Source organism: Desulfovibrio sp. OH1186_COT-070 (assembly GCF_003860215.1).
Lineage (GTDB): Bacteria > Desulfobacterota > Desulfovibrionia > Desulfovibrionales > Desulfovibrionaceae > Desulfovibrio.
Map to the genome: position 1 here is coordinate 20,573 of NZ_RQYH01000029.1, position 8,777 is coordinate 29,349.

Below are 8,777 nucleotides of genomic sequence, written 5' to 3' on the forward strand. Positions count from 1 at the left end.
TATGCGATCCCCGGCAGAAAGCGCGCTCCCTGCCGGAAGATGCCGGGATGCCCGTCAGGGGAGACGCGCGTTAGTCCAGAACGATGCTGTGGTCGAGTTCCACAAACTTGCCGTCCTTGATTTGGTAGATGGAAAGGGCCATGCCCGCCGCATCTCCCTTGGCGCCGAAGGTCAACGTGCCCAAGGGCGTTTCCACAGGAACCGTGTGCAGGGCTTCCACGATTTTGGCCGTCTCCGTGGAGCCGGACTTCTCGATGGCATTGAGCAGGGCCTGCACGGCCGCATAGGCATTGTAGTAGAAAGAACCGGGCTCTGCCCCGAACATTTTGACATGGGCTTCGCGGGCGGCCTTGTATGCGGCCAGACCGCTGGTGTCTTTGGGGTAGGAGCAGTACACTCCCTCGCTGTCCTTGCCGGCCATCTTGATAAATGCCTCATCCTTCAGGCCGTCAGGGCCGAGCATGGGCGTGGTCACGCGGTCACGGCGCATCTGCTGCAAGAGCTTGGAGGCCGTGGGCTGGTAACCGCCGAAGACCAGAATGTCGGGCGCGGCGCGGCGCAGCTTGCGGACCACGGCCGAAAAATCCACGGCATCGGCCGTGACGGCTTCGTACAGCACGGTTTCCACGCCGCTTTTTTCCAGCGCCAGGCGGTTGTTGTCCACAAAGCCCTTGCCGTAATCGCCGTTGTCGTGCAGGTAGGCGACCTTCTTGGCCTTGAGGTTGTTCAGGATGAAGTCGCTGGTCAGCTTGCCCTGAGCCTTGTCGTTGGCAATGGTGCGGAAAAAGTAAGGAGCCGTGCCGCTTTCGGTCAGTTCCGGAGTGGTGGCCGAGGGCGACATGCTCACGATTTTCGCTTCGGTGTACAGCGGCAGGGTGGCCTTGGTGGCGCCGGAACAGATGTGCCCCATGACCACAACAGCCTTGTCGGAAATAAGTTTTGTGGCGGCGTTGGTGGCCATTTCGGGCTTGCATTGCTCGTCCTGGGCCAGCAGTTCCACCTGACGGCCAAGCAATCCGCCCTTGGCATTGATGTCGGCAATGATGGCCTTGGCGGCGTTGAGGCTGGGGACGCCATAGGAGGCCAAGTCACCGGAATGGGCTCCGGCCACGCCGATCCTGATGGGGTCCGCAGCCTGGGCGGGCGCGTGCAGGGCCATGCAGAAAACCATTGCCGCGAGCCAGATCGTACCTTTTTTCATCAGCCTCTCCTTACCTGAAAAATGTGCGTGACGATGCCGCCGGGAGTTGGTGCGGTCTTCATACTTGCCTCATTGCAGATGGCCTGTCAATGCGCCCTGCCCGCAATTCATCGCTCCTTTTTCTTGTGGCTTGAGCGCAGATGCAGGCGCAGGGGCGCATGGACGATGCCGAATATCTTGCGCAGGATGCGCTCCAGATAGCGGACGTAGTTTTCGGGCACTCTTTCGGCATCGCTGACAAAAAAGACGAAGGTGGGCGGCTCTGTTTCCGCCTGGGTGAGGTAGAAAAACTTGGCGCGGGCGCGCTTGACCACCGGCGGCTGGTTTCTGGCAAGGGCTTCTTCCATGGCCCGGTTGAGCTGCCCCGTGGGAATGCGTACGCCGCATTCTTCGCGGATTTTGCGCGCCAGGGGCAGGATTTTTTGCAGATCCCTGCCTGTGAGCGCGGACACTGCAAGCAGGGGCACATGGGAGCAGAAGGCCAGCATGCCGGCTACGTTTTTTTTCAGCCTTTCCAGCGCGTCGCGCGGCACAAGGTCGCACTTGTTGACAAGCACCATGAAGGGGGTTTTGCGCGTGTTAAGCATGTCAATGAGGCGCTTGTCCTGCTGGCTCACGCCTTCGGTCGCGTCCAGGGTGAGCAGGGTGACGTGGGCCTTGGTGCTGGATTTGATGGCCGAATTGACGGAATATTTTTCCACCCTGTCGGTGACCCGCGTACGGCGGCGAATCCCGGCTGTGTCCACAAAAACATATTCCTGCCCGTCGCGCTGAAAGCGCACGTCAACGCTGTCGCGGGTGGTTCCGGCCACGTCGGAGACGATCATGCGTTCCTCGCCCGAAATGGCGTTGATCAGGGAGGACTTGCCCGCATTGGGGCGGCCCAGCATGGCCAGGCGCAGGGCGGGCGGCTCCGGCGGGGCGGCGCTGTGCCCGGCGGGCAGCAGGGCGACCAGTTCTTCCAGCAGGGCGTTGATGTTGTGCCCGTGCTCGGCAGACACGGCCAGCAACGGAAAGCCCAGACAGTGAAATTCCGCCAGGTGTTCGTCTTCGCGTTCCATGCCGTCAGTCTTGTTGACAACGCAGAGCGTGGGCAGGCCCTTGCGGCGAATGTGCGCGGCCAGATGCTCGTCCAGGGGCAGGAGGCCGTCGCGGCCGTCCACCACAAAAGCCACGGCCGCGGCGGAGGCCAGGGCGGCTTCGGTCTGCCGCAGTATCTGGGACTCAAAACCGCGAATGCCCTCCGGGCCTTCCACCACAGCGGCGTGGGCGTTGAGGGTGATGCCGCCCGTGTCCACAATGCCGAAGGGGGGCAGGGACTTGCGGCGCACCACGCCTTCCATGCGGTCACGGGTAACGCCGGGGCGGTCATGGGTGATGGCCCTGTTGCTGCGGATAAGGCGGTTGAACAGGGTGGACTTTCCCACATTGGGGCGTCCCACCAGGACGATCTGGGGCAGTGTTTCGGACATGGTGAACCTGTGCGCGGGCGTGCTGCATGGTGTGTGAAAAAACCAGTATGACCTTTTTCTGCCCTGAAGGGAAGCTGCGGCCGGGTGCTCCGGAGGTGGCGCTCTTGCTTCGCGGGTGGGAAGCGGCCTGTCCGTCTGGGGTGGGCGGGCCTGCCGCTTTTTCTGAGGTTGACGTTTGCCATGGGGCAGTTGTGGCGGCATGCCCGGCAGGGCTTCCGGGGGCCGTGCGGAGATGATGGAGCGGCTTGCCCGCGAAGATTCACGGCCTGTGCTGAGTGTTGAGCGGGCAAACAGGAAAAGTTTTTTCGCCTGCTGTTATTGACGCAGGAGCGGGCTTCGGATAACTCTGAAAAAGAATATTCCGGACAGTATTGGCAAGGAGGAAAGTACTTTTTGATGTTGTGAGGATGCTGTCATAGAGTGAAGTTTTTCACAACTTGCACTGTAGTGGGGCTTGTACAATGAGTATACTTGTGTTTTGCTGTGTTGCACTGCCTTTTTTGGTGGCGCTTGCCCTCTATTTCACACAGGATGGGGGGCTGCGAAAACTGCTGGTTTCGTCTTCCGTAGTGGTCATGGGTCTTGCAGCCGTGGCGCTGGGCACCAACGGTGCCTTTCATCTGCATGTGGAAACATTTTGGGGGTTGCCGCTGGACGCCATGTTCGGCGTGCTGGACATTCTGCTGCTGGTCTACATTCTCGGTCTGGGCTGGAAGCTGAACAGCCGCCCCGTCATGGGCATGACCGTGTTGCAGCTTGTGGGCATGCTGTACCTCAAGTTTGTCCTGGCGGACAATGCCGCGCCCGTGACCGCCTTTGCCCCTGACGGGCTTTCGCTGATCATGGTCATCATCATTTCGGTGGTGGGCGGTCTGATCACCATTTATGGTCTGGGCTACATGGATCTGCACGAGGAGCACCTGAAGCTGCGTGTTTCCCGCCAGCCGCGCTTTTTTGCCATCATTTTTTGCTTCCTGGGGGCCATGAACGGTCTGGTGCTGTGCAACAGCCTGTCCTGGATGTTCTTTTTCTGGGAAGTCACCACGCTCTGCTCCTTCATGCTCATCGGCCATGACCAGACCGAGGAGTCCAAAGCCAATGCCTACCGCGCTCTGTGGATGAACGTCTTGGGCGGTCTGGCCTTTGTGTCGGCCATGCTTTTTGTGCAGAAGTCGCTGGGCACGCTGTCCACCGAGCTTGTGCTGCAAAAGATGACCGCGCTGGAGATCAAGAGCACGGCCATGCTTCTGCCTTTCGCCTTTTTCTGCCTGGCCGCCTTCACCAAGTCGGCCCAGGTGCCTTTTGAAAGCTGGCTGTGCGGCGCCATGGTCGCGCCCACTCCTGTTTCGGCCCTGCTGCACTCCGCCACCATGGTCAAGGCCGGAACCTACCTGCTGCTGCGCATGGCGCCCGCTTTTGCGGGAACCACCATGTCCACCATTGTGGCGCTTTTCGGCGCGTTTACCTTTGTGGCCACCTGTATTCTTGCGGTAAGCCAGAGCAACGCCAAAAAAGTTCTGGCGTACTCCACCATTGCCAACCTGGGCCTGATCATTGCCTGCGTGGGCATCAATACCGCAGCTTCCATGATGGCCGCCACCACCATCATCATTTACCACTCGGTGTCCAAGGGGCTTCTCTTCATGTGCGTGGGCGCCATCGAGCAGCGCATCGGCTCGCGCGATATTGAAGACATGCGGGGGCTGTACAGCAAGATGCCGCGCACGGCCATCATCACCTTCATCGGCATTCTGACCATGATGCTGCCGCCCTTCGGCATGCTCATCGGCAAGTGGATGGCCATCGAGGCCATTGCCCGCGCCACGCAAGCCATGACGCCCATTGTCTTCTTTGTGGCTCTGGGATCCGCCTTCACGGTGCTTTTCTGGGCGCGCTGGGCGGGTGTGCTTGTTTCTTCCACCAAGTTGCACGAGCGTCCGACGCCCGGCCATCCCAAGGCATCGGTGATTTTCTCCCTGCGGGCGCTCTGCGGTTTGGCGGTCTTTTTCTCCTTCATCTCGCCGCTGGTTCTGAAGACCTTTGTGGAGCCTTCGGTGGCGGGAATTTACGCCCGCTTCAACCTCAAGGCCGAAGGCTTTATTCCCGGCGCAACGCTGACGGGAACGGAAAGCTTTTTCTGGATCTATTTTCTCTTCATTCTGCTGGGCATCGGCGTCTGGTTCGCCTGGCGGGCCGCCAGGAAAATACCGTCCTCTGCCCATGCCAGGCCGTATTTTTCCGGCCTGACGGCGGAGCAGGACGGCGCTGTGGGCTTTCGCGGCCCCATGAATGCCTTTGAGCCGGTAAAGGTATCCAACTTCTACCTTTCCCAGTACTTCGGCGAAAGCAAGATTACCAGAGGCATTGACATTATTTCCACCGCGTTCCTGATCGTTCTGGTAGGAGGTCTGCTCTGATGCTTATCCTCGGCGCTATCGGCGGAGTTCTGCTGTCGTTTCTGGTAGGAGGTCTGCTCACCGGAGTGGATCGCCGGATCACCGCGCGCCTTCAGTCGCGCCTCGGGCCTCCGGTTTTGCAGCCCTTTTACGACGTGTTCAAACTGCTGGGCAAGGAGCTTGTGGTTCCCAATGCCTGGCTGGTTTTCAGCACGTACATTACCCTGATCTCCTCCATTCTTTCCCTGCTGATCTTCTTTATGGGGGGGAATCTCCTGATTCTGTTCTTTGTGCTGACTGTGGGGGCCGTCTTTCAGGTGGTGGGAGCCATCTGTGTGCCCTCGCCCTACAGCAATGTGGGCGCACAGCGCGAGCTTCTGCTCATGCTGGCGTACGAGCCCATCCTGATCCTGGTGTTCGTGGGTTTTGCCATGTGCACGGGATCGTTTTCGCTGTCGTCGGTTTTTGAGCAACAGGAGCCTCTGCTGCTCAAAATGCCGCTGATGTTTTTGGCTCTGGGCTACGCCCTGACCATCAAGCTGCGCAAGTCGCCTTTTGACATTTCCGCCAGCCACCACGGCCATCAGGAACTGGTGCGCGGCGTGCAGACCGAGTATTCCGGCCCCTTCCTCGCGCTGACCGAAATCGCCCACTGGCTGGATCTGATTCTCATTCTGGGGCTGTGCGCCATGTTCTGGCACACCAGCGTTGTGGGCATGCTGCTTCTGGTCATGGCCACCCTGTTTGCGGAAATCCTTGTGGACAACATCACCGCCCGCCTGACGTGGCAGTGGATGGTTCAGAAAAAGTCCCTCCTGCTGGGCATGGGACTGGCGCTGGTTAACCTTTTATGGCTGTATGTGGCGTAAGGAGGCGGGACTATGGGTTTTGTCGACACAATGATCAAGCGGAGCCGTCTCAAGTCTCCGTGGATCGTCCATTTTGACTGCGGCTCCTGCAACGGCTGTGATATCGAGGTGCTGGCCTGTCTGACCCCCATCTACGATGTGGAGCGCTTTGGCGTGGTCAATGTGGGCAACCCCAAGCACGCGGATGTGCTGCTGGTCACCGGCACGGTGAACCACCGCAACAGGCACGTTCTTGAGCAGATTTATGCCCAGATGCCTTCGCCCAAGGCTGTGGTGTCCATCGGCGCCTGCAACCTTTCCGGCGGCGTATTCAAAGATACCTACAATGTACTCAACGGCGCGCACACGGTCATTCCCGTGGACGTTTTCGTGCCGGGCTGCCCTCCCAAACCCGAGGCGATCATTGACGGCGTTGTGGAGGCTCTTGGCGTGCTCAAGGCAAAGATGGGCATGGGACTCCAGCCGGAGGCCAAACTCATGCCGGGCGACGAGGAAAATACGCCTGTCGCCAAAGATGGCGACAAGTCACAGCAAAACGCGGGATAGCCCGGAAAGGATCATACCATGTTGTTTGAAGCAAAGGACGTGACGCCGCAGACGCTTCTGGACGAAGTGCGCCTGCTGGCCGAGAAAAAATACCGTTTTGTCACCCTGTCGCAGACAGTGCTGGACGAGAACACGTTGCGGCTCTACTACCACTTTGACGAAAACCTGACCATGTCGGATCTGCGCCGCAATGCGGACATGTGCGTATGGTCGCCCGTGGACTCCAAGGGCATGACGCATTTGCGGCTGGACGTGCGCAAGGATGAGCCTATCCCCAGCATTTCGGGCATTTATTTCTGCGCCGTGCTGATCGAAAACGAGACGCAGGACCAGTTCGGCGTCCGCTTCGCGGGCATGCCGCTGGACTATCAGGGGGCCATGTATCTGGAAGGTGAAGTGACGCACGCGCCGTACTTCACCATGACCACGGTGCGGCGGCCCGCCGCGGCCGCCGGGGGAGAGCAGGCCAAAGGAGAGCAGGCATGAGCAACCGTACCACTGTCATTCCCTTTGGGCCGCAACATCCCGTTCTGCCAGAGCCTCTGCACATCAAGTTCGTGGTGGAGGACGAAACCGTTGTGGGCGCTGTGCCCCAGTTGGGCTTTGTGCACCGGGGGCTGGAAAGTCTGGTGCGCGTCAAGGACTACAACCAGATGGTTTTTGTGGTGGAGCGCATCTGCGGCATCTGCTCCTGCATCCACGCCAACTGTTACTGCAACGCCATTGAAGACATGATGGGCATCACCGCGCCCCCGCGCGCCCAGTTTCTGCGCGTGATCTGGTCCGAGCTTCACCGCATTCATTCCCACATGCTCTGGCTGGGACTGTTTGCCGATGCCTTTGGCTTTGAAAGCGTGTTCCAGCAGTTCTGGCGCATCCGCGAGGCGGTGATGGACATTTGCGAAGCCACGGCGGGCAACCGTGTCATCCTGTCGGTCAACGTGGTCGGCGGCGTGCGGCGTGATCTTGCTCCGGACCAGATTCGCTGGATGCTGGAAAAACTTGCGGAGTTGGAAGCGGGCCACCGCGAACTGACGCGCACCATGCTGGACGACTATACGGTGCAGGAACGTACGCGCGGCATCGGTTACATGAGCAAGGACGATGCCCGCCTGCTGGGAGCGGCAGGCCCCACCCTGCGCGGCAGCGGCTGGGAAATCGACGAGCGCATGCACGGCTACGCCGCCTACAAGGATCTGAACTTCATCCCCGTGGTGGAAAAGGACGGAGACTGCTACGCGCGGGCCAAGGTGCGCTTTTATGAGGTGTTCCAGGCCATTGACCTGATCCGTGAGGCCCTGAACCGTCTGCCCGAGAGTGAGCTTGCGGTGAAGATCTCCGGCAATCCTGAAGGCGAATCCGTCTTCCGGGTGGAGCAGCCGCGCGGCGAGCTTTTCTATTATGTGCGGGCCAACGGCACCAAATTCCTTGAGCGGATGCGTGTGCGCACACCGACCTTTGCCAATGTTCCGTGCCTGCTGCACATGTTGCCGGGCTGCAAACTGCCCGATGTGCCGGTGATTGTGCTAAGCATTGATCCTTGTATTTCCTGCACAGAGAGGTAGCCCATATGTATATGCTTCCCAATGTCTTGCGCAACCTGTCAGGAAAGCCCGCCACGCGGCTGTACCCGCTGGAGGAGCGTGAGCCTTTTCCCCTCTATCGGGGAGTGTTTTTCAATGACGTGGAAAAGTGCATCTTTTGCAATTCCTGCGCCCGCGTCTGCCCTACAGACGCCATTGTGGTGGACGCCAAGGCGGGAATATGGAAATACGATCCCTTTTCCTGCGTGTACTGCTCGGCCTGCGTGGAAAAATGTCCCACCAAGTGTCTGATCCAAGGGCCTGTGCACCGCAGGGCGTCGGTTACCAAGTTTGTGGTCAAGCGGGCGGGAACGCCGCGCGCCAAAAAGTCCGCCAAGGCTGGCGCTGATGCGGCGCCCGCCACGCCGAAAAAAGCCTCCAAAGACTGACGAAGCGCGGCAGTTGTACACATGCCCTGCCGTGACAAATCCCTCCCGAAATCGCCTTGCGGCGGTTTCGGGAGGGATTTGTCACGGAATGTCCGAGGCCAAAGTCCCCTTGGCTTTACGCCTGAAGTGTTTCGACCCCTTTTTTGTCTCCCTTGCTTTTGCTGAAGGATACCGTACAGAAAGTTTCGCACATTTGAAAAATGGCGTAGCCCGCCAAGTTGTTTAGATAGTGTCGTCAAATTATTTTTGCCCACAATGAGATGCACCTGATTTGCACGGCGGCAAGGAAGGAAAGGCTTCGTTTTGCGTAGCGCGTAGCGA

The 8,777-nt window shown here is 59.4% G+C and carries 8 protein-coding genes and 1 pseudogene; 6 read left to right on the plus strand and 3 right to left on the minus strand.

The genetic code is table 11. The annotated features are described in order from the left end of the window. Positions 1 to 70 precede the first annotated feature (70 nt). Both EII23_RS09305 and der read right to left on the minus strand, forming a co-directional pair. Entirely contained in the window at positions 71 to 1,201 is a 1,131-nt protein-coding gene (locus EII23_RS09305) for a branched-chain amino acid ABC transporter substrate-binding protein (RefSeq protein WP_124793108.1), read from the minus strand. A gap of 107 nt (positions 1,202 to 1,308) precedes the next feature. Further along, complete coding sequence (gene der, locus EII23_RS09310) at positions 1,309 to 2,673, minus strand: ribosome biogenesis GTPase Der (protein ID WP_124793109.1); 1,365 nt, start codon at positions 2,671 to 2,673, stop codon at positions 1,309 to 1,311. Positions 2,674 to 3,134: 461 nt separating this feature from the next. On the opposite strand from der, the gene EII23_RS09315 reads away from it, so the two are divergent. Genes EII23_RS09315 through EII23_RS09340 form a run of 6 tightly spaced genes read left to right on the plus strand, consistent with a single transcriptional unit; the run spans position 3,135 to position 8,456 of the window. After that, on the plus strand, positions 3,135 to 5,090 hold the full coding sequence (locus EII23_RS09315; RefSeq protein ID WP_124793110.1) for an NADH-quinone oxidoreductase subunit L: 1,956 nt from the start codon (positions 3,135 to 3,137) through the stop codon (positions 5,088 to 5,090). Beyond that, positions 5,087 to 5,938: a respiratory chain complex I subunit 1 family protein gene (locus EII23_RS09320; protein WP_124793111.1), complete on the plus strand. Its 852-nt coding sequence runs from the start codon at positions 5,087 to 5,089 to the stop codon at positions 5,936 to 5,938. The genes EII23_RS09315 and EII23_RS09320 overlap by 4 nt, the downstream gene beginning before the upstream one ends. Before the next feature lie 12 nt (positions 5,939 to 5,950). After that, on the plus strand, positions 5,951 to 6,484 hold the full coding sequence (locus EII23_RS09325) for an NADH-quinone oxidoreductase subunit B family protein (protein ID WP_124793112.1): 534 nt from the start codon (positions 5,951 to 5,953) through the stop codon (positions 6,482 to 6,484). A gap of 18 nt (positions 6,485 to 6,502) precedes the next feature. Continuing rightward, on the plus strand, positions 6,503 to 6,970 hold the full coding sequence (locus tag EII23_RS09330) for an NADH-quinone oxidoreductase subunit C (RefSeq protein WP_124793113.1): 468 nt from the start codon (positions 6,503 to 6,505) through the stop codon (positions 6,968 to 6,970). Continuing rightward, positions 6,967 to 8,049, plus strand: a complete 1,083-nt coding sequence (locus tag EII23_RS09335; RefSeq protein ID WP_124793114.1) for a nickel-dependent hydrogenase large subunit — start codon at positions 6,967 to 6,969, stop codon at positions 8,047 to 8,049. The genes EII23_RS09330 and EII23_RS09335 overlap by 4 nt, the downstream gene beginning before the upstream one ends. A 5-nt stretch (positions 8,050 to 8,054) precedes the next feature. Then, positions 8,055 to 8,456, plus strand: coding sequence for a 4Fe-4S binding protein (locus EII23_RS09340; protein ID WP_124793115.1), 402 nt, complete (start codon positions 8,055 to 8,057; stop codon positions 8,454 to 8,456). 235 nt (positions 8,457 to 8,691) lie between these two features. Here the strand turns inward: EII23_RS09340 and EII23_RS09345 are convergent. Further along, positions 8,692 to 8,777, minus strand: a pseudogene (locus EII23_RS09345) (IS5/IS1182 family transposase); the annotation flags it as partial.

Excerpts from the sequence above, each read along its gene's own strand:
- EII23_RS09335 (WP_124793114.1), top strand. The coding sequence starts at position 6,967 with ATGAGCAACCGTACCACTGTCATTCCCTTTGGGCCGCAACATCCCGTT.
- EII23_RS09305 (WP_124793108.1), bottom strand. The coding sequence starts at position 1,201 with ATGAAAAAAGGTACGATCTGGCTCGCGGCAATGGTTTTCTGCATGGCC.
- EII23_RS09340 (WP_124793115.1), top strand. The coding sequence starts at position 8,055 with ATGTATATGCTTCCCAATGTCTTGCGCAACCTGTCAGGAAAGCCCGCC.
- EII23_RS09315 (WP_124793110.1), top strand. The coding sequence starts at position 3,135 with ATGAGTATACTTGTGTTTTGCTGTGTTGCACTGCCTTTTTTGGTGGCG.
- EII23_RS09325 (WP_124793112.1), top strand. The coding sequence starts at position 5,951 with ATGGGTTTTGTCGACACAATGATCAAGCGGAGCCGTCTCAAGTCTCCG.
- der (WP_124793109.1), bottom strand. The coding sequence starts at position 2,673 with ATGTCCGAAACACTGCCCCAGATCGTCCTGGTGGGACGCCCCAATGTG.
- EII23_RS09330 (WP_124793113.1), top strand. The coding sequence starts at position 6,503 with ATGTTGTTTGAAGCAAAGGACGTGACGCCGCAGACGCTTCTGGACGAA.